This window comes from Vibrio sp. Vb2880 (assembly GCF_033337975.1).
In the GTDB taxonomy this organism is placed as follows: domain Bacteria; phylum Pseudomonadota; class Gammaproteobacteria; order Enterobacterales; family Vibrionaceae; genus Vibrio; species Vibrio alginolyticus.
This window is the reverse complement of the sequence record NZ_JAWORT010000010.1, coordinates 44,293-64,631: the sequence shown is the minus strand read 5'-3', so window position 1 is coordinate 64,631 and position 20,339 is coordinate 44,293. Positions and strand designations below refer to the sequence as shown.

The 20,339-nt window shown below is 45.4% G+C and carries 17 protein-coding genes; 7 read left to right on the top strand and 10 right to left on the bottom strand.

Features of this window, described 5'->3' with window-relative positions; translation table 11 throughout:
* Positions 1 to 201 precede the first annotated feature (201 nt).
* The 7 genes from cmk to R7M92_RS12780 all read left to right on the top strand — a co-directional run bounded on the left by cmk (position 202) and on the right by R7M92_RS12780 (position 8,054).
* Positions 202 to 882 carry a (d)CMP kinase gene (cmk, locus tag R7M92_RS12810; RefSeq protein WP_053306696.1) on the top strand — a complete coding sequence of 227 codons (681 nt, stop codon included), beginning with the start codon at positions 202 to 204 and terminating at the stop codon, positions 880 to 882.
* 110 nt (positions 883 to 992) lie between these two features.
* The gene (rpsA, locus tag R7M92_RS12805) at positions 993 to 2,663 is read left to right on the top strand and encodes a 30S ribosomal protein S1 (protein ID WP_005385817.1); all 1,671 of its coding nucleotides are present in this window, start codon (positions 993 to 995) and stop codon (positions 2,661 to 2,663) included.
* A gap of 213 nt (positions 2,664 to 2,876) precedes the next feature.
* Positions 2,877 to 3,158 carry an integration host factor subunit beta gene (gene ihfB, locus R7M92_RS12800; protein WP_005385816.1) on the top strand — a complete coding sequence of 94 codons (282 nt, stop codon included), beginning with the start codon at positions 2,877 to 2,879 and terminating at the stop codon, positions 3,156 to 3,158.
* Positions 3,159 to 3,439: 281 nt separating this feature from the next.
* A complete protein-coding gene (locus R7M92_RS12795; protein ID WP_005376663.1) occupies positions 3,440 to 3,736 on the top strand; it encodes a LapA family protein in 297 nt (98 codons plus the stop codon).
* Positions 3,737 to 3,754: 18 nt separating this feature from the next.
* A complete protein-coding gene (gene lapB / locus R7M92_RS12790; protein WP_005376665.1) occupies positions 3,755 to 4,930 on the top strand; it encodes a lipopolysaccharide assembly protein LapB in 1,176 nt (391 codons plus the stop codon).
* Between the two features lie 84 nt (positions 4,931 to 5,014).
* Entirely contained in the window at positions 5,015 to 5,716 is a 702-nt protein-coding gene (gene pyrF, locus R7M92_RS12785) for an orotidine-5'-phosphate decarboxylase (protein ID WP_318133564.1), read from the top strand.
* Between the two features lie 499 nt (positions 5,717 to 6,215).
* A complete protein-coding gene (locus tag R7M92_RS12780) occupies positions 6,216 to 8,054 on the top strand; it encodes an extracellular solute-binding protein (RefSeq protein WP_005376669.1) in 1,839 nt (612 codons plus the stop codon).
* Between the two features lie 60 nt (positions 8,055 to 8,114).
* Here R7M92_RS12780 and R7M92_RS12775 read toward each other — a convergent pair whose 3' ends face one another.
* From R7M92_RS12775 to dsrO, 10 genes are all read right to left on the bottom strand, one after another.
* Entirely contained in the window at positions 8,115 to 8,354 is a 240-nt protein-coding gene (locus tag R7M92_RS12775) for a hypothetical protein (protein WP_005376679.1), read from the bottom strand.
* A gap of 206 nt (positions 8,355 to 8,560) precedes the next feature.
* On the bottom strand, positions 8,561 to 9,334 hold the full coding sequence (locus tag R7M92_RS12770; RefSeq protein ID WP_005385811.1) for a hypothetical protein: 774 nt from the start codon (positions 9,332 to 9,334) through the stop codon (positions 8,561 to 8,563).
* Positions 9,335 to 9,436: 102 nt separating this feature from the next.
* Complete coding sequence (locus R7M92_RS12765) at positions 9,437 to 10,015, bottom strand: membrane integrity-associated transporter subunit PqiC (protein WP_017821657.1); 579 nt, start codon at positions 10,013 to 10,015, stop codon at positions 9,437 to 9,439.
* On the bottom strand, positions 10,015 to 11,661 hold the full coding sequence (pqiB, locus tag R7M92_RS12760) for an intermembrane transport protein PqiB (protein WP_005376682.1): 1,647 nt from the start codon (positions 11,659 to 11,661) through the stop codon (positions 10,015 to 10,017). The genes R7M92_RS12765 and pqiB overlap by 1 nt, the downstream gene beginning before the upstream one ends.
* Positions 11,654 to 12,985: a paraquat-inducible protein A gene (locus R7M92_RS12755; protein WP_203345882.1), complete on the bottom strand. Its 1,332-nt coding sequence runs from the start codon at positions 12,983 to 12,985 to the stop codon at positions 11,654 to 11,656. The genes pqiB and R7M92_RS12755 overlap by 8 nt, the downstream gene beginning before the upstream one ends.
* 303 nt (positions 12,986 to 13,288) lie before the next feature.
* Positions 13,289 to 14,341, bottom strand: coding sequence for a c-type cytochrome (locus R7M92_RS12750; protein ID WP_318133562.1), 1,053 nt, complete (start codon positions 14,339 to 14,341; stop codon positions 13,289 to 13,291).
* 8 nt (positions 14,342 to 14,349) lie between these two features.
* The gene (locus R7M92_RS12745) at positions 14,350 to 14,913 is read right to left on the bottom strand and encodes a c-type cytochrome (protein ID WP_411974280.1); all 564 of its coding nucleotides are present in this window, start codon (positions 14,911 to 14,913) and stop codon (positions 14,350 to 14,352) included.
* Positions 14,914 to 15,189: 276 nt separating this feature from the next.
* Positions 15,190 to 18,282, bottom strand: coding sequence for a tetrathionate reductase subunit A (locus tag R7M92_RS12740; protein ID WP_318133558.1), 3,093 nt, complete (start codon positions 18,280 to 18,282; stop codon positions 15,190 to 15,192).
* A 17-nt stretch (positions 18,283 to 18,299) separates the two neighbouring features.
* Entirely contained in the window at positions 18,300 to 19,430 is a 1,131-nt protein-coding gene (nrfD, locus tag R7M92_RS12735) for an NrfD/PsrC family molybdoenzyme membrane anchor subunit (protein ID WP_318133556.1), read from the bottom strand.
* On the bottom strand, positions 19,427 to 20,194 hold the full coding sequence (gene dsrO / locus R7M92_RS12730) for a sulfate reduction electron transfer complex DsrMKJOP subunit DsrO (RefSeq protein WP_318133553.1): 768 nt from the start codon (positions 20,192 to 20,194) through the stop codon (positions 19,427 to 19,429). The genes nrfD and dsrO overlap by 4 nt, the downstream gene beginning before the upstream one ends.
* Positions 20,195 to 20,339: the final 145 nt, after the last annotated feature.

The following is a 20,339-nucleotide window of genomic DNA, read 5'->3' as shown; positions in this document are numbered from 1 at the left end:
TAAGTTCATGACATTTAAAACGGCGAGGGCAGAAGCTCTCGCCGTTTTTGTTGAACTTTATGTTTATTGATGAATCCAATTACGCATTAGGTGTAATGCTTTACACGACATTTTTCCTCGCTCCAAAGACTGATTACCCGTATAATGTGCGCCTCGAAAACCGAGCAAATTGCTGAAAAGAAACTATTGGTGGAGAAGAACATGTCCTCTCAAACTCCGGTTGTAACCGTAGATGGACCTAGTGGTGCAGGTAAAGGCACTTTATGTATGTTGCTGGCGAAAAAGTTGGGTTTCCAACTCTTAGATTCTGGCGCAATTTATCGTGTACTTGCACTCGCTGCGATTCACCACGGTGTCGACACCGAGTCAGAAGATGCTCTTGTCCCACTAGCAACCCACCTAGACGTTCAATTTATCGCGGAAGGTGACTTAGTTAAGGTCATTCTAGAAGGCGAAGACGTGTCAGGGGAGCTTCGCAAAGAAGAAACAGGCATGGCAGCATCTAAAGTTGCGGCTTTGCCACGTGTTCGTGAAGCATTACTACGTCGTCAGCGTGCATTTGAGACCGCTCCGGGTCTGGTTGCTGATGGTCGTGATATGGGCACAATTGTATTCCCGAGTGCGCAAGCAAAAATCTTCCTTGATGCGAGTGCTGAAGAGCGTGCAAATCGACGCCTTAAACAGTTGCAAGAGAAAGGGTTAGATGTTAGATTTGCTGACCTTTTAAGCGAGATCCAAGAGCGTGACGACCGAGATCGTAACCGCCCAGTGGCGCCATTACGCCCTGCTGAGGATGCGCTTGTGCTAGATTCTACGTCGATGAGTATCGACGAAGTAGTAGAAAAGGCACTACAATATATCGAATCGAAGCTAGCTGAGTAATAATACTCGACTAGGCTAAGAGCGTTGGTCGCAAGGATGATGACTGGCGAATTTAATAACCCCATGCGGTAGGATACCCGTGGAAGTTTAATTTATTGAAGATTAATTAAATGACTGAATCTTTTGCTCAACTCTTTGAAGAGTTTCTAAACGAAACAGAATTCCAACAAGGCAGCATCGTTAAAGGTACTGTAGTAGCTATCGAGAACGGTTTCGTTCTTGTTGACGCTGGTCTTAAGTCTGAATCTGCTATCCCTGCTGAACAGTTCAAGAACGCTGCTGGCGAACTTGAAGTAGAAGTTGGCGCTGAAGTAGACGTAGCTCTAGACGCTGTTGAAGATGGTTTCGGTGAAACTCAACTTTCTCGTGAGAAAGCTAAGCGTCACGAAGCTTGGATCGTACTTGAGAAAGCTTACGAAGAAGCTGAAACTGTTGTTGGTATCATCAACGGTAAAGTTAAAGGCGGTTTCACTGTTGAACTAAACGGTATCCGTGCTTTCCTTCCTGGCTCTCTAGTAGACGTACGTCCAATCCGCGACACTGCTCACCTAGAAAACAAAGAGCTAGAGTTCAAAGTTATCAAACTTGACCAAAAACGTAACAACGTAGTTGTTTCACGTCGTGCAGTTATCGAATCAGAGAACAGCGTTGAGCGTGACGAGCTTCTAGAAACTCTACAAGAAGGTTCTGAAGTTAAAGGTATCGTTAAGAACCTTACTGACTACGGTGCGTTCGTTGACCTAGGTGGCGTTGACGGTCTTCTACATATCACTGATATGGCTTGGAAGCGCGTTAAGCACCCATCTGAAATCGTTAACGTTGGTGACGAGATCCAAGTTAAAGTTCTTAAGTTCGACCGTGAGCGTACTCGCGTATCACTAGGTCTTAAGCAACTAGGCGAAGATCCATGGGTAGCAATCGCTAAGCGTTACCCAGAAGGTCACAAACTAACTGGTCGCGTAACTAACCTAACTGACTACGGCTGCTTCGTTGAAATCGAAGAAGGCGTTGAAGGTCTAGTTCACGTTTCAGAAATGGATTGGACTAACAAGAACATCCACCCTTCTAAAGTTGTTAATGTTGGCGACGAAGTTGAGGTTATGGTTCTTGAAATCGACGAAGAACGTCGTCGTATCTCTCTAGGTCTGAAACAGTGTAAAGCTAACCCATGGCAGTCATTCGCTGAAGCACAAGCTAAAGGCGACAAAGTTACTGGTAAGATCAAGTCTATCACTGACTTCGGTATCTTCATCGGTCTAGAAGGCGGCATCGACGGTCTAGTTCACCTATCTGACATTTCTTGGAATGTTGCTGGCGAAGAAGCTGTACGTGAGTACAAGAAAGGCGACGAGATCTCTGCAGTTGTTCTAGCAGTAGACGCTGAGCGTGAGCGCATCTCTCTAGGCATCAAGCAAATGGAAAATGACCCATTCAATGCTTACGTTGCTGACAACAAGAAAGGTGTTCTAGTTAACGCTACTGTAACTGCTGTTGACGCTAAAGGCGCTACTGTTGAAATCGCAGAAGGCGTTGAAGGTTACATCCGTGCTTCTGAAGTATCACGCGATCGCGTAGAAGATGCTTCTCTAATCCTAAGCGCTGGTGATGTTGTTGAAGCGAAGTTCACAGGTGTAGACCGTAAGAACCGCGTAATCAACCTATCTATCAAAGCTAAAGACGAAGCTGACGAGCAAGAAGCAATGGCATCTATCAACAAGCAAGATGACAATGCATTCGGTAACGCAATGGCTGACGCTTTCAAAGCTGCTAAAGGCGAATAATATACTCGCTTAAGCAAAAAAGGAGCCGCAAGGCTCCTTTTTTATATTTGGTCATATTTAAGTAGTAATACTAATGACAGTAAACTATCTTAATAAAAGGCATTTCTTCATTGCGCATTTTGCATAAAATTTGTCTAGAATTGTCAGCAAGTGTTTGTTGGAATTAGTATTACTTACTATAATAAGTGATAAAGATACTCAAAGAGGGCAACTATGACTAAGTCTGAACTGATTGAAAGACTCTGCGCTGAGCAAACACACTTATCAGCGAAAGAGGTAGAGGATGCTGTAAAAGATATTTTAGAGCACATGGCCTCTACACTAGAGAGCGGTGACCGTATCGAGATCCGTGGCTTTGGTAGTTTTTCTCTTCATTACCGCGAGCCTCGCGTAGGTCGTAACCCTAAAACGGGCGATAAAGTGGAATTGGAAGGTAAATACGTTCCACATTTCAAACCTGGTAAAGAACTTCGTGAGCGTGTAAATATTGGTTAATGCACTCTTATTAGTTTGAAAAAAGCGGCATACGTTTGTGTATGCCGCTTTTTTGTAATGTATCCAAGTTAGTCATACATCCAAGATCGTTTACTAATCTAATTGTGGATTCAGCTGTTTTCTTTGCTGCTTTCTATACCCAAATAACTTTAACTTCTAAGCATGTCTACAAACTAAGCATCTTGAGGTTACTTGGGTATAGATTATTGCTAATATACGTAGTCTGAAGAAGCATTTTCCTGCATAATCTTACCGACTTACTCCTAGAAGGGTGATGTAACATGAAAATTATAAAAATCGTTGCTGTTTTAGCTCTCTTTTTAATTGCATTGGCGTTAGGTTCCCAAAACCAAGAGCTCGTGACTTTTAACTATCTTCTAGCAAAAGGAGAGTTCCACTTATCTACGCTATTAGGTGTAGTATTTGTGGTTGGCTTTGCTTTAGCGTGGGTTATCTTTGGTAGCATCCAACTGAAAACTCAGCTACAGGTCCGTCGTTTAAAGAAAAAACTGAAAAAGTACGAACCAACTGAATCAAACAACGCTGCTGATAAGCCAGCCATTGAAAAACAGGCATAAGGATAAGGCTTAACTTTAATGCTTGAACTACTCTTCTTGTTGTTGCCTATAGCTGCTGCGTATGGCTGGTATATGGGGCATCGCAGCGCTCAGCAAGACAAGCAGAAGCAATCTCATCAAATCTCTCGTCAGTATATGACGGGTCTTAATCTGCTGCTCTCTGACCAATCAGATAAGGCTGTCGATCACTTTATTGAATTGCTCCAAGTTGATAACGAGACCATCGATACTCACCTTGCGTTGGGTAACCTGTTCCGGTCTCGTGGTGAAGTCGACCGCGCAATCAGAATTCACCAAAATCTTATTTCTCGTTCAGGCTTAACACTGGACCAAAAGAACCTCGCCCTTCAACAGTTAGCGAAAGACTACATGGTCTCAGGTTTTCTTGATCGTGCAGAGAAAATCTTCGAACAGTTAGTCGAAGAGCCAGATTACAAAGAGGCGGCTCTCCAACAATTAGTGACCATTTATCAGCAAACACGAGAATGGGAAAAGGCGATTTATTACGCGAACCAATTGGCTAAGTTAGGTAATAAACGCTCAAGGATGCGTGCAAATATTGCCCATTTTTGGTGTGAAATAGCCATGCTCGACCAAGCTGATGGGAATACTAATAAGGCAATACAGCATTTTAAAAAAGCGTTAGCGGAAGACCCGAAGTGTGTTCGAGCAAGTATTGCTTTGGGACGAATTTATCTAGAGTCTGAAGACTATAAGCACACCATCAAATATCTGACAGGGGTACTTGAGCAAGATAAAGACTTTATCAGTGATGTCTTGCCAACTATTGCAGAATGCTATCATCATCTGGGTCAGGAAGATGAACTTGTCGAGTTTCTGCGAGCTTGTATTGATAAGAAAGCAGGCGTATCAGCCGAGTTGATGTTGGCTCAATTAGTTGCTCATCACGAGAACGTTGGGGCTGCTCAAGAGTTACTGACGAAACAATTGCTGAAAAACCCAACCATGAAGGGCTTCTACCGTTTAATTGACTACCACATTGCAGAAGCAGAAGATGGTCGAGCGAAAGACAGCCTATCAACACTACAAGCGATGGTGGGTGAACAGTTAAAAGTGAAACCACATTACCGATGCCGGAAGTGTGGATTTTCTACCCATTCCCTTTATTGGCATTGTCCGTCCTGTAAAGGATGGGGGACGATCAAGCCAATCCGCGGATTGGATGGTGAATAATTCTTAATGCAGCTGGCAGAGTTTCTGTCCGCTGCATTTTTTTAACTTTTTATTTAATAAGAACCAAAACAGTTAGGAGATGAAATGATCGACCAAAAAGTTATTGTCGCACTGGATTATGATAACCAAGCAGATGCACTTGCGTTTGTAGATAGAATTGATCCTGCGTCATGCCGACTAAAAGTTGGCAAGGAGATGTTTACGCTATTTGGTCCTGATTTTGTACGTGAACTCCATAAACGTGGTTTCTCTGTATTCCTAGATTTAAAATTTCACGATATTCCAAACACCTGTTCGAAAGCAGTTCGCGCTGCGGCTGAAATGGGTGTATGGATGGTGAACGTACACGCGAGCGGTGGTGAGCGTATGATGACGGCATCACGTGAAATTCTTGAACCATATGGTAAAGATCGTCCACTTCTTATCGGTGTAACGGTACTAACCAGTATGGAACAAAGTGATTTAGCTGGTATTGGTTTGAATGTTGCGCCTCAGGAGCAAGTGATTCGTCTAGCAACCTTGACCAAAAACGCAGGCTTAGATGGTGTCGTATGTTCAGCGCAAGAGTCCTTACTACTGAAGAGCGAACTAGGCCAAGGATTTAAATTAGTGACCCCTGGTATTCGACCTGCTGGCTCAGAACAAGGTGATCAACGCCGTATCATGACGCCAGTAGACGCTATCCAATCAGGTTCAGATTATCTTGTGATTGGTCGCCCTATCACTCAAGCGTCAAATCCTGCAGAAGTGCTGAAGTCGATCAATGAGAGCTTATCTAACATGTAAGCACTGTCTCGATTGTATGGAGAAAAGTGAGGCTAAGATGCCTCACTTTTTACATCGAATGAAAATACTAATCGCGGTAAACGACCATTCCTTTTAACCAGCTATGTCTGATCATTTACTCGCTTTAACTGGTATATCGGGGCCAATTGAGATAAAGGTTCTGCGGTTTATTCTGAGTAAAGTAGGGCTTGGTACTATGCCGATCACACTTTTGTAACATAACTCACTGTGATGCCTCGAAAATGCAACCATGTGTTATTGATGGCTTGCGTTACAAATGTCTAAAGAATACTATGGCGAAGATGCATTCACTGCGTTGTAAGGTCTAGGATGACCTAGTGAAACTCTTTGAAATTAATATAGAAGCTGGCAGGACGTCACTTCATATTACGTTCCTATTATTTCCTATCTGCGTATTTTAAATCGCAGCTTTCTGTGAGCTTTCACACGCTGTCTTCCTTGTTACGACCTTAGTGCGCAAACACAACAAGGAAGAAACATGACTAAAAAACTGCCATTTTCAGTACTAGCAACACTGACCGCTGCCAGTTTTCAATTGAGTGCGGCAGAATTGCCAGCTGATATCGAATGGATTTCAAACAACAACGAACCTCTATTTGCCTCTGAAGAGGCGGTACGAGGTGGCACCTATCGCACTTACATTCAGAGCTTTCCGCAAACATTACGAAGTGTTGGTCCAGATGCGAACTCAGGTTTGCGCCAATACTTAATGGATGGTTCACCAAAACTGGCTCAGCGTCATCCAAATACTGGCAAATGGATCCCTCAACTTGCTAAGTCATGGGCATTTGGAGAAGACAACAAAACCGTATTCTTTAAACTCGACGAAACGGCCGAGTGGTCAGATGGTGAAAAAATTACAGCAGATGATTACGTCTTTATGATGAAGTACTACACGTCAAAAGACATTATCGACCCGTGGTATAACGACTTCTTCACAAACAGTATTGTGAGTGTTGAAAAAATTGATGACTACACGATCAAAGTCAATCTTGCTGTAGCTCAAAGTCATGACTCACTTATGGTTATGATTAACATGCCAAGTAATGGTTTTCAGCCTCGTCCTGAACACTTCTTTGAAGGAGAAAAGGACGCAAATAACGATGGCATGCCTGATAACTTCGTCAGAAAGTTTAACTTTAAATCTGAGCCAACCGCAGCGCCTTACTACATTGATCAAGTGAAGAAAGGTAAGAGCGTGACATTCAAACATGTCGGTGAAGATTGGTGGGGATACAACAACCGCTACTATAAAAACCGTTATAACGTTGAAAAGGTTCGCATTAAGGTGATTCGCGATCCTGATATTGCCATGAAGCACTTTGAGAAAGGCAACTTAGACTACTTTGAGATGGTGCTACCAAGCTTTTGGCATGACAAAACCAATAGTGATGTGTACAAAAAAGGCTATATCCAAAAGTACTGGGGCTTTAACGAAGCACCGCAAGGAGCTGGTGGTCTTTGGATGAACACAGCGATGCCGATGTTGGATAACCTTGAAGTGCGTAAAGGTGTTATGGCAGCCACTGACTATGACGGCATGATTGAAAACATCATGCGTGGAGATTATTCACGTAAACCGCATGGACTCGGCTTTGGTCATGGCGAATACGATGATCCTAACAATACACCGCCAAAGTTTGATGCTGATGCGGCGGTTAAACACTTCGAAAAAGCGGGCTTTGACAAAGTGGGCGCAGATGGTATTCGTATTAACGACAAGGGCCAACGCTTGAGCTTTGCTATCACCTATGGATACAACTCTTGGACACCGCGTATTGCATACCTGAAAGAGCAAGCGAAACTTGCTGGTCTTGAGTTCACGTTAAACTTGGTGGATGGCTCATCTGCGTTTAAATACATTCTTGAGAAAAAGCATCAGCTAGCGTTTTTGAATATGGGCTCTGGTGAGATCCCTGCGTATTGGGAATACCTACACTCGGATAATGCAAATCGACCACAAACGAATGCTCACACCAACTACAGCAGCCCTGAGCTAGACAAGTTAATTGAAGCGTATGATTCTGAGTTTGATCAGGAGAAGCGTTACGACTTGTCGCATCAAATCCAAAACTATGTCAGCAAAGCGAACATCATCGTTCCTGGCTACATGGTGCCTTATTCTCGAGTTGCTCATTGGCGCTGGGTTAAAATTCCTAAAAACGGCATGACAAAAGCGACAGAATGGGTGCTTCATCCAATGGATATCGGTAATTTCTGGATTGATAACCAAGTAAAAGAAGAGACAGAAGAAGCGATGGACGAGGGTAAAACCTTCCCAGAATTAACGGTAATTGATGATCGTTACAAATTGTAAATCAGTAGTTTAAATAGAAAATGATAGCCCCGGTAATGAATTTTATCGGGGCTTTCTTTTTTACTTAATAAGGTAAGACGCTTCTAAAAGGTAGGTTTTTGCATCACCAAGCAAAGAGAACGCTTTATCGATGGTTTTAAATCGATCATCAAGCGAGTCGCTTGATATCAGCTGGCTGAATGTTTGCAACGAGAAAGCTTCGTTTGCTTTGAAGAACTGATGTACGTTTTCAAGCTGCACTTTATGAATATGCTCCACCTTATTTAGGGCGGTGGTTAAATCGGAAATGTTAATCGACATTGCTACTCGGGAACCTTATCAACAAGACCTATATGAGGTCATAGAGTGGGGTTTTATATTTTGTGACAGAGAGTAGCACCGAAGAGCAATTTATAGTCTGATGAAGATCAATTTGCCTTATTTAAGCATCTGTAACGTGGCACTAGACGTGTACCTAGAGCTAGTACACGTTACAACGCTTGAATATAGGCTAGGATTTCACCTGATCAAAAGTAAAAGCCAAGTCCGACTAAAAGTCCTTGAGAAGCTGTATCATATTCAAATACTCCCTCATTTTTGTAATCAACCCAGGTCGACTTGTAAGCTAAGTTGAGATCAGACCATTCGTTAAAACGATAACGAACACCAGTTTGAATGGCATAAGTGAAGTGAGTATCGTTGCCAAGTCCGGCGTCGATGCTGGCATGAAATCGCCAGTTTTCGCTCAATTCATCAATGAGTCGCAAGCCAACTAAAAAATCGACCCAATCTTCTTGTAATGACAGTCTATCTTCTAGTACCCGGTTATCATTACGATACAGCTTGCCGGTGATGTCATTGTCCCACCAACGTAATCCAAACATATAATCCAGTTTACCAAATGAATATTGTTCGCGTTGGAATGCCTTTGCTTCTAGAACACCTTGCCGTATTTCGATGTCCGCACGATAACGAGCGTTAGGCAGAGCGCCCTTGATATTATTAACATCACCACTTAAGTTCATGAAACTATAATCTATGTAGTAGCCCCACTTACTTTGGTAAATACTCTCGAATCGCAACATCGCCCCAATATCGAGGTGGTCTACGATGAACTTAGGATCGACATCCACCTCTGATGAAAAGCGACCAATACTGGTATCCCCGTGGATATTCAGTCCTAGCATGTACACTTCTATGCTATTTCGCCAACGAGATTCTTGTGTCTCGGCTGAGAGCGCTACTGATGTAGGTAATACAAGAATGAGTGAGGAGAGTGATAGCAGGTTACATGGTTTCATCCAATTTCCTTTTCGGCTTTTCGTCAGCTTTCAGCTTAGTAGAAGTCGCTACACTCTGCATAAAAAAGGGAAGCAACTTGCTTCCCTGTAATTAACATTGACTTAGAGTTGTTTGGCAATGTCTGAGGTTAGGCTTTCTAAGCCTATGGATAAAGCGTTGACGAGCGCTTCATAGCCCTCATCTTGAAGCGGCTGAGAGATTTGTATTGGCGCGCTGTTTTCTACCTTACCTTCGGCATTAATGAGTAACCATTCCCCCTCAATTTCGATATTACCTTTGTAGCTGCCATTAAATTTATTTAACGTAAGCTGTAGTTTGGCTTCACCGCTTTGATCCAACAGATTATTCATTTCAGTCGGCCAGTAATGACTTTGCTTGTGACGTAGTTCCGCGACAACTCTCTGAGTGATTTGCTCGGAAATACTGTGCGCCCATTGATTGTGTTTTGCCTGAATAACTTGGGTCTCAGAGGTTCGATAAACAATGCCATTATCATTCAAATAACTCGCCAATGTCACTGGACGAACAACTAAAGTTGGGCGCTGAGCGATATCAGAAGAGCTCAGAGTCACTGGTTCCGCCTTAGGTAGAAGGTACATAGCTCCTTTAGTTTGCGGAGCGCTACTGCAACCCGTTAGACCGACAAATAGCGCGATAGACAGAAAGAATACTCGTTTCATTAGTTTTGGCCTTTAACTGGTATTGGGTCACTGATTTCATCTTCTCCAAACACAAGAGAGTTTGGCTTTTCGTTTAGCTGTTTAAGTACGGGTTTAAACTCTGTCATCACGCTTTCTAATTCTTTTAGCGTGGCTTCCATTTCGCTGTACATGGTTGAGTTGGGCCCATAACCATCGAGTGTTTTTTGTAATTGCTGTAAGCTTTGGCGAATATCTGTTGGGATCTCTTGCGTCTCTTTTTGATTCAAAAGTTTATCAATACTGTCCGCCACGCGTTCTGCTGAAGCTAACGTTTTTTCGGACGTTTTTAACGTTGAATTGAGAGAGTCTAGTGTTTCTTCCATTGGTAAGTTATTAATCTTATTTAGGAAGTCGTTCACTTGGCGCTGAACCTGCGCAAAACCACCACGCATGGTTGGGAAAACATCTAAATCAGCAAACTTACTCGGTACGTAAGGCTCGTCATTTGGATAGAAGTCGGCGTCAACATATAGTGCGCCTGTTAATAAGTTACCTGTTTTTAAAGTACCACGTAGGCCTTTAGCAAACTCACTCTTCAATTTATCTTTTAACATTGGCAAAGATTGGGATTGGAAATCGCCATAAACACGGCCGAGCTCGATACGTACCAATACAGGGATTTTTTTCGCAGAAAAGTTCTCTTCTGGGGTTGGAAGTCGCATTGGTACACGCATCACAGTACCAATTCTCAAGCCTCGATATTCGACAGGTGCCTTACGTTTAAGCCCTCGTACCGATTCATCAAAAAGCATAACGAATTCAATATAATCATCGTACATGCCTTCTCGAAGTTGTTTAATATCATCATACAAGCGGAAGTTGACCATATTTTCAGTGAGCTGTTCACCGGATTCAAGACCTGGAACGGTATCGAAGGTAACACCACCCGTTAGCATGCTCTCTAATGAGCCAAACTTGACTTCGAACCCTTCAGCATTGAGCTGTAAATCTACGCCAGAATTCAGCCAGAACTTGGTACGAGTGCGCACTAAGCTGTCATAAGGCTTGAAAATAAAGAGTTGGTATAACGCTTTGCGAGTGTCAACATCAAAGCTGGTTTTCTCTACGCGACCAACCGTAAAGCCTTTATAAATGACGGGGTCACCAACGCCTAGCTTACCAGCCTCGCGGTGTGTTAACACAAGGCGTAACCCCTCTGCATCAGGAGAGGCGACTGGGGGAACATCTAAGACCGTAAAGCGCTCTTTCTCTATTTTAGATTTACCCGGCTGAAGTTGGATATAAGCGCCAGAGAGCAAGGTTTCTAAACCTGAAACGCCATCACGGCCAATACGAGGCTTCACCACCCAAAACATGGTGTCATCTCGCAACATGCGTTCTGCATCCTTGTTCATTTGTGCCTTAGCGATGATGTGATCGTAATTTTCACTGAGAGTGACTTCAGTAATCAGTCCGACTTTTACATTCAATGCTCGGATTTCGGTTTTGCCAACCTCAATCCCATCTGCGGTTGGCAGTTGGAGAGTAATTTGTGGGCCTGTACTGTTGATATATTGGAACAGCATCCACGCTCCCATGGCTAGCGCAAGGATCGGGACAATCCATATCGCAGAAATCTGCTTTTGCGGTTTTATTTGAGCGGTTACGTTGTTCTCATCACTCATATTTGGCTTTCTCGTTTAAGTTGTCAGAAATCGGCTCCTGCACTTCGTTTTGTGGCAATTGCCACAACAAACGTGAGTCAAATATCATTGCAGAAAGCATAGTAAAAATGACCACTGCCGCGAAAGAGAGCGCAGCAGGACCTGGATAAATCGCCATTAAGTTTTGCAGTTGAACCAGTGCAACTAAGATCGCGACGACGAAGATATCGATCATGGACCAACGGCCAATAAACTCAGTTATGCGGTAGATCTTTAAGCGTGAAATACTCTCTTCGTGCGGAAGATATCGCGCTTTTTGCGCATTGTAATACAGCCACGCGAGTGCCAGCATTTTCGCCATTGGAATAAATACGCTAGCAAAGAAAATTACCATCGCAATAGGGTAAGAACCTAAATGCCAAAGCAATATTACCCCCTCCATGATAGTCGAACCTTCTGCATGTCCAAGGCTTACGGTGTACATCATAGGGTAGAGGTTCGCAGGGATATAGAAAATGACTGAAGCAAACAAAAGCGCCCAAGCTTTTTGTAAATTGTCTGCGGGGTTGTATTTGTGAATAGGGCTTTTACAACGAATGCAGTGTTGGTGTTTTTTTGCTTCAATAGGGTTGAGCTGGTGGCACGTATGACAACCAATATGGTTGTGGTTATGGTGCGTATCACCCTCTTTTACATCAGGTAGCTCGATAGCTGGAATAAAGTGCCCCCAGAGCCAGCTTTTGTCGACCATTGATATGCATTTGACTACCAGAACGGTATATACACAAAACGCCCAGAATGAAGTGCCCATTCCTATGTCTGCGAGGGAAGCGATTTTAATTAAGCTGACCAACACGCCAATCAAAAATACATCCACCATTAACCAAGGTTCGACTCGAAACAGAAGACGGCATAAAACTTTTGCCATTCGTTGCTGCTTTTTAGAGGGGGTATGTTTACGTGCTTTTAATGCTTCAAGGTGAAGAAAGAGAATGAGACCAACATAGATTGCAGGCAAAACGATAACTGTTGCGAGTAGCAGCACACCCAAAAGCACATTTTGAAACTCAGCCAGCATTTTGGCAGCGTGCAACAAGGTGATTTCTTGCGACAACCCTTGCACGCTGAACGACATAAAAGGGAAAGAAATGCTTAGCACTAACATGATCAAACATGCCGATGATATGGCGATCACGCTTTGGTAAGGCTTGGCATTCACTTTAGTCAGCGAATGCGAACATCGAGGACATTGTGCTTTTTGCCCCTGTTCGATATCGGGAATGCGAACAACAAGGCCGCACTCTTCGCATGAAATTAACTGACGGGAATTAGGTTGAATACTCATCGGGTAGGTTTTAGATTCATTTGCTTTAAGAATACTCTTTTTTCACTAGGCACGCTTGTTTTGATTCAGGAGTTTACGAGTTTCTTACTTTTGGCATTAGAGCATATGGGAGATCTAAGACATAAACGAAGTCACGTTTGGTACAAGATTTTACGGCGAAGATGAGTATGTTGGAAGTCGAAAATAATGTGATATTGCTTGTCTGTGGAGGGGGGTAATTACTTGTTTTTAAGGGTAAGTAACCCTGCCCAGATAATCTGAGCAGGGAAAAAGAGCATTTTATTTAAGGTGCTTAGTTGTACTTTACTTGACCGTTCCGCTCTTAAAGGCATTGGAGCCGACTTGCGTACCGTTGAGCGTTTTGCCGTAATAGCCTTGGTGCTGGTGATATTTCTCCGCGTTTGCGGTGACATTGCCTTTGAATCGAGGATCTTGTGGACGCTCATGGCTGTTGACGTATGCTGCGACATCCCATGCTTCTTGCTCTGTCAGATGCACACTTTTCCCAAGCGGCATGTTTTCGTAAATAAAATAGGCTGCAGTGTTAATCCGGTGCATACCTGCGCCCCAGTTATACGCATATTCGCCCCAAAGTGGTGGAATGTATGAATGGTCGTTGGTGTCTTTGATGCCTGAACCGTCGGCGCGATGGCAAGTTTCACAGTTCTTTTCGTAGACCAATGCGCCTCGCTCTATTGATGGTTCTTGCTCAGGGGCGGCGATTTTTGGGTAGCCACGCCCAGAGAGATTACCCCGCTTTTCAATTGGTAATGCTTGTGCGATGGCTTCGGGCAACGGGAAGTCTTTTGCTTTTCCACCAATTTGCAACGTTTTTGCGTCTAGCTCTGGAATGGGTTCATCCACCATACCATGTTTGTCAAGCAAGCCGCCCATCGCTAACCAGTAGGCGTAAGCACTAAGGGCAACAATTTCTGTCGAATCGTAAGCGGGCGCTTTACCGTTCATGGAATACTCGAAACAACCTTGGATACGGTCAGCATAGCTGTTTACGCGATCGTTTTTCTTACGATATGCCGGGTATGCCATATAAGCCGCCCACAGTGGCGCAGCGTTTGCTTTTCGTCCTGCCTCCATATGGCAATTGACACAGTTTTGTTCGTTGCCAACGTATTTTCCGCGCATTTGTTGTGAGCTAACAAAGAGCGAGTAACCACGTTTTACTTGCTCACCAAATACGGTGTTTGGGATTGTGCTGAGATCACGCGGTTTTAAGTATTCACCGTGATTTTCTTTTTCTATCGCAGGTAGCTCTTTCTGGCGGTCCGGTAATGGATCGTTAGCTAGTACGAGCGTAGAAATGAAAGGCAGTGCGAACAAAGAATAGAAACGTTTCATGACTGCTCCTAGTAACGTAATGAGGCAAAGTAGTAAGCAAGATTTTCGATCTCTTTGTCAGTGAGATTTTTTGCGATGGTCCCCATAATATTGAGCGGGTCGCCACTGCGAGTGCCGTTTTTCCATGCCATCAATTGCGTTTTTAAGTAATCAGCATGTTGGCTTGCGAGGCGAGGGAACTTGTCGACGCCCATACCGCTGGCTCCATGACAAGTTGCGCAAGCTGGAATGTTTCTATCCCAATCGCCTTGGAAAATTAATTTACGATACGGGTTACGAATATCAGCTTGGTCGCCGCGTTGTTCTGGATTCGTGAACTCATAGCTCGGGAGGTTAGCAAAGTACTCCATCACTTCCTTCCGATCTGCGGGATCGCTGAGTTCCTTCGCCATGCCTTGCATGACCACATTTTGGCGTTCGCCACTAAGGAATAGTTCGATTTGAGTGTTGAGATAATTCATGTTTAAACTTGCGATCATCGGCGCGATATTTGGCTGTCCCATGCCATCTTGGCCGTGACAACCGCTACATACGCTGGCTTTTTCCGGAATAGACGAGGCGCTTGCGCCCATAGTGGTTGCTAACAAACAGGCCACCACCACTGGAAGAATTTTTGACATGCTGACTCACTTTAATTTTTATTAATATGTCTAAGTGCTACTTGGTAGTCACTTGGACAATATTGTCGGCCTTGTCAATAATGAAAGGTATTGTGGATTTCCACATATTTAATAAGTGTAAATGGCCGTATTTGTTTTTATTGGTTGTTCTATAAGCGATAAAAACAAGTGGTGAAGAGCTGCACAAATCGGCAGCTCTAAGTGGTAGAGACGTCTTAACGTGCGGCGTTACGCTTTGCGGATTTTGGCTGGTAATGATTGACGAGCCGCGGCTCCTACCACCCAATCCAACAATACACCTTTACCTTCTCGGGTAGGATCAATTAAGCCAATGTCGTTAATGTTGACGCCATCTTGGCTGCGCGTTTTTACGGGTTGTTGTTTATCGCCGATCCAGTGCGAGCGTTGTCCTAGCTCGGTATGACCAAACCCATGTTCAAATCCGAGTGTGCCAGGGCGAATCCCGTTGACTATCATCGCGAGTGCTTTGGTGCTTGCAGATGGTGTCTCGATAACAAACTCATCACCCGTTTTAATGCCTGCGCGCTCGGCATCGATTGGATGGATGTACACTGGGTTTACGCCTTTAATCGAGTTCAACCTTGGCGATAGATTGGATACCGCACTGTGAATGTTGGATTTAAAGTTCGTCAGGCTGAAAGGCCATTCTGAGCTTGGGAACTGGCCTTCCATTGGTGTGCCATCGGCCAGTTTTTGTGGATGCCATGTTGGGCAACCCGTGTAGAAATCACCGGTCATGGTGTTTCTTGCACTGCCGACACGTTCATTCCATATCGCGACAGGTCGTGTCCATTTGTGCTTCATTTGCTCACCTTGATACGCTTCGGTTGCATTTTCAAAACGTCCACCGCGAGCAAAAATAAACGCCACACGTTTCATCTCATCCGCTGTCAGCGTCTTCTGCATGGCTGGCATTAAACGCTCTAGGCCGGACCACGCAATGTCTTCTGCCGAAACTTCAGGCACCCCGCCTTTCACATAAGCCAAGTTTGCCGCGGAACGTAAGTAGAAATCTTCAGCGCTGTGGAGAGCGTGCCAATTCCCTTGCGCATCTTGAATCGCGTTGTCACCAAAGCCGCCCAGTTGCATTTTCTTGGCGACATCAATCAAAAAGTTTTCTAAGCAAATTGAACGACCATCGGCGGTTTTCTCTGTTCGCGCTCCCACAATCGGCCAGCGAGCGGTGACGGTTTTCACCGGAACGTCGTGCCAAGGCGTTGCCATACCCCAGCTTTCGTAGGTGACCGTGTCAGGTACAATATAATCCGACAACGCGGTGGTTTCGTTAATGAACGCATCAATAGACACAATCAAACCGAGTTGTTTTGGATCTTTAAGCTTGTCTTCCAGCAGCGTTTTCAAACCGGGTACACCATACATTGGGTTCGCCATGTGATTGATCCACGCTTTAATGCGGTATGGATAACCATCAATAGCCGCAGATAGGTGCTCTGTCAGCAGTGGCGCGGCAAACGGATACCAAGGCGCGCGAGTTGGATAAGGGGATTCACCAGCCTCAACGCGACGTTTGTATTCGCTTGTTTTGTGGTAGGGGAATTTACTGCGCGACAAAAAGACGCCTTTCGGGCCGACTTTGCCAGCAAATTTGGTGAAGTCGTAACGAGGACCCGCAGCGGAAGTTGGGTAGCCACCCGCTTTGGCCATCGCGCCGCCTTTCATATTTATGTTACCAATCAACGCATTGAGCATCATGATGGTAAACGAGTTATAGAACCCATTGGTGTGCATGTTGCCACCGTGGGTATCGACCACCGCTTTTGTTCCGTGACTGGTGAAGCGCTTTGCTAGTTCAACAATTTGTTCGACAGGGATTTCACATTGTTGGCTGTAGAACGCAAGGCTGTATTTGAACGCCTCTTCTTTGAGTCTATGTAGAGACGATTTTACGCGCACTTCGCCCGATGCAAGCGAAACCGTTTTATCGACAAACAGTGCCGCTTCCTCAGCTTGGGTATGAACACCAAATTCGCCGCTTTGCTCATCCACGATGACGTACGGGTCGGAGTCAGACAACGCTTCGCCCTCGAATGGCAGATTCAAGTCCGACGCGCGTAAAAACGTGCCGTTTCTCGGGTGCTGATTATCGCTTATCACGAGATGCGTAGCATTACACCAGTGCGCGGTGCCGGCTCGTTTCATCGCGTTTGCCCCCGGCTGCGCCAAGAAGGTTTTGTTGTAGCGTTGGTTTTCGATGAGCCACTGGATCATGCCAAGCACGAGGGCAGAGTCGGTGCCCGGTTTGATTGGTATCCAGCGGTTGTTGTCACCGGCAGCCAAGCTCGATGAACCCGCAGGCAAACTTGGCGTGATGATGGAGTATTCCAAGCCACCTTCTGTTCGCGCATTGGCGAGTTGGCGCGCCTGACGCTTAAAAGGGTTGCCAGCTTGCGCAGGCGACATACCGATGAAGATGATGTATTCCGCATTATCAAAGTCTGGCTTCAAATGTGCGTTCTTATCTAAGTCGTTCATAAATGCGCCGCTGCCAGCACGAAATGCGTAGCCGCAGTAAGAGCCGTGATGCCCAAAGTTACGTGTACCATAGCTGTTGAACGCGAAGCGTTTGAATATGTCGTCTCGGCCTTCGTTGCCGGCGTTGGTCATTAACAGTTGGTTGGCTTTCGGTCCATATTCTGGGTTTTCAGGATCAACGGGTGTTGTTAAATCGCGAATGTCGCGTAAGCCATCAACATGGCCTTCACCAAATAAATCACCACCTTCTACGACTTCTTCTATCAATTGCTCGTAGCTGATCGGAATCCATTTTCCTTCGCCGCGTTTTCCAACTCGTTTCAGTGGCTGAGTAATGCGGTACGGGCTGTTGCGAATTTCTAACATCCCATTGCCACGTGCGCATGCTGTTGAACGACCTTCAAGGCCAGCTTCTCCAGCCAAACTTAAATAAGCATCTTTGACTGGCGTTTCGAATGGAATGTGTTGCTGATGAGAGAGTGGGTGATATGGGTTGCCAGTGATACGCAAAATCTCGTCGTTGCGGTTATCAATGCGCACACGCAACCCGCACAGTGACCAACAGCCAAAGCACATCGATGGAGCTACGCGCTGGTTTGGGTTCGGGATCAGGTTGCCTTTGCTGTTGACCGTGTACTCTGGTTCAAGAGAATTACCGTGGTGAATATCACGCGTTTTTTCTCCTGCGGTGCCTTCGAGCGCACCCTCGACCATATGTTTGGTGGTGGTGGCGTAACCCGCAGCGAATGCGCCAAGCCCACCCACTACAATGCCTGATTTCAAAAACTGACGGCGTTTGTTATCCATGATGAAATCCTCTTTGATTAGCGTTCAGTTAAGGTGAGTGATGAGGCTTTTACTTCGATCTTTTGTTTTGGCTGAACCAGCTCCGAACCGAGCAGTGCCAGTGCAAGCCATAATCCGAGCATGCCGATAATGCCTATCCAGCCATTTCCATCCATAGTGAGTTGGTATGGATACAGCCCTGCATCGAACTTGGCGATGATTTGCACTTCCATGATGGTAAACCAGCGAATCAGCCATGCACTTGCCAGTGCGGCAGCAGACACAAAACTGAGCCCTATGACGTGACGAAATCTGGCTGATGCGGACTTTTGGGTATCGCGCAAGAAGATGAAAGCGAGCAAAACACAACCTAAAACGACAAAAGTGAGCAGGGCAATGTTGTGCATCCACTGTTCGCTAGAATAGAGCGAAAATGCGGAATTGTTGGATGCCCAAATCGGTAGCAGTATCAGCGTTAATACACCGCTGGTAACCACTGATTTTTTAAGTAAATTAGTATCGCCAGATGTCAGTGTCTTTGACTGACTAGGCAGCAAGAGCCAAATCAACAGAGAAAATCCGACCGCGCTCATAAATGCAGTGACAAACCAAAGAACCGGCGACGCGGGTTGGTGCCATAAAGAGCGCGATTTAACGACTGCAATTTCAGCGCCTGTGTAGACTGCAATGGTGATGCCTGATAGCACCGTGATAACAGATACCATAAGCATGACTCTACGAGAGAGCACCCAGTCACCCAGTGACAGCTTTGAAATTAGAGGCAGTACTTTCCCTAGCTGATTACGTAAGTTGATCAGATCCTCGCGGAGATACAGCCATGCAGTCACTACCGCTAAACCTGAGAAAACAGGCAGGAACAGCGAGCCTAGAGACATCCATGACCACGGCGTGATGTGCACGTAAAAATGCCAAGCTCGTCCCGGCTGGTGAAGGTCGCCAGTTAACGCCAACGGGCCTACGATAGCGCCGATGGCCATCGTTAGCACCAGCGCGGCGCGTAACCGATGACTGGTGTGTTGCTCAAATAACAGTGCGATTAGGAACAAAATAGCAGCAGCGTAAGCAGAACCGATGTAAAAGAAGTACTGCACCGCCCACGGGAGCCAAGCCATTGCTTGAGGTTGGACTAACACTTCGGTGATGTTCATGCGCGCTTTCCTTGTGGGTCGTAAATAGCTGGCTGCCCGTCGATGTGGCTGGTGAAGCGTTCATCCATGCCGATGTAAAACACATGCGGCTTGGTCTCTTCATTGGGCTTTAGCACTTTGATATCGTCTTGGTGCTTCGCAATTAAGCGGCGAACTTCACTTGATGGATCATTCAAATCACCAATTACACGTGCTCCGCCAACACAGGTTTCCACGCAGGCAGGTAATAGGCCTTGTTCTAGACGGTGAGCGCAGAAGGTGCATTTGTCTGCGGTGAGGGTGTCCTCATTGATAAAACGCGCATCGTAAGGGCAAGCCTGTACGCAATACGCGCAGGCGACACAGCGACTGTTATCCACCATGACGATGCCATCTTCGCGCTGAAAGGTCGCTTGAACCGGACACACAGCCACGCAGGGTGGGTTTTCGCAGTGGTTACAAAGGCGAGGGAGTATAAAGGCTTTCGCTTCTCGCGTGGCTGTAGAGCTATCATCTAACGTAACTTCGTATTGCTTTACGGTGGTTCGGAATTGACCGATAGGCACTTGGTTCTCGATGCTGCAACCCACAGTGCAAGCCTGGCATCCGACACATTTACGCAAATCCACCACCATGGCATAACGCTTGCCGACTTGTCCTTTTCGGTCAGCGGACTGGTTATTTCGAATAATGTTTCCCGCAGTTGCCGTGCCAATGCCTGCGACTGGAATTAACGCGGCTCCGGCTGTGACCGCGCTGAGAAAGCGACGTTTGGTGGAATCCATAACTCACCTGCTTTTTTGTTGTATTTGAATTGACTGATTCCATTGTGAGAAATGCGCCGCGAGGCTTATATTGTGGATTTCCACATACCCAGATCAAACTTGATCTAAAACAAATGTGGTTTAGGGAAGGTAGCTGTTATTCTTG

Coding starts and splice junctions, on each gene's coding strand:
- nrfD (WP_318133556.1), bottom strand. CDS start 19,430: ATGAACATCACCGAAGTGTTAGTCCAACCTCAAGCAATGGCTTGGCTC.
- R7M92_RS12780 (WP_005376669.1), top strand. CDS start 6,216: ATGACTAAAAAACTGCCATTTTCAGTACTAGCAACACTGACCGCTGCC.
- rpsA (WP_005385817.1), top strand. CDS start 993: ATGACTGAATCTTTTGCTCAACTCTTTGAAGAGTTTCTAAACGAAACA.
- R7M92_RS12755 (WP_203345882.1), bottom strand. CDS start 12,985: ATGAGTATTCAACCTAATTCCCGTCAGTTAATTTCATGCGAAGAGTGC.
- R7M92_RS12795 (WP_005376663.1), top strand. CDS start 3,440: ATGAAAATTATAAAAATCGTTGCTGTTTTAGCTCTCTTTTTAATTGCA.
- dsrO (WP_318133553.1), bottom strand. CDS start 20,194: ATGGATTCCACCAAACGTCGCTTTCTCAGCGCGGTCACAGCCGGAGCC.
- R7M92_RS12770 (WP_005385811.1), bottom strand. CDS start 9,334: ATGAAACCATGTAACCTGCTATCACTCTCCTCACTCATTCTTGTATTA.
- cmk (WP_053306696.1), top strand. CDS start 202: ATGTCCTCTCAAACTCCGGTTGTAACCGTAGATGGACCTAGTGGTGCA.
- lapB (WP_005376665.1), top strand. CDS start 3,755: ATGCTTGAACTACTCTTCTTGTTGTTGCCTATAGCTGCTGCGTATGGC.
- pqiB (WP_005376682.1), bottom strand. CDS start 11,661: ATGAGTGATGAGAACAACGTAACCGCTCAAATAAAACCGCAAAAGCAG.
- R7M92_RS12745 (WP_411974280.1), bottom strand. CDS start 14,913: ATGGGCGCAAGCGCCTCGTCTATTCCGGAAAAAGCCAGCGTATGTAGC.
- pyrF (WP_318133564.1), top strand. CDS start 5,015: ATGATCGACCAAAAAGTTATTGTCGCACTGGATTATGATAACCAAGCA.
- R7M92_RS12750 (WP_318133562.1), bottom strand. CDS start 14,341: ATGAAACGTTTCTATTCTTTGTTCGCACTGCCTTTCATTTCTACGCTC.
- ihfB (WP_005385816.1), top strand. CDS start 2,877: ATGACTAAGTCTGAACTGATTGAAAGACTCTGCGCTGAGCAAACACAC.
- R7M92_RS12765 (WP_017821657.1), bottom strand. CDS start 10,015: ATGAAACGAGTATTCTTTCTGTCTATCGCGCTATTTGTCGGTCTAACG.
- R7M92_RS12740 (WP_318133558.1), bottom strand. CDS start 18,282: ATGGATAACAAACGCCGTCAGTTTTTGAAATCAGGCATTGTAGTGGGT.
- R7M92_RS12775 (WP_005376679.1), bottom strand. CDS start 8,354: ATGTCGATTAACATTTCCGATTTAACCACCGCCCTAAATAAGGTGGAG.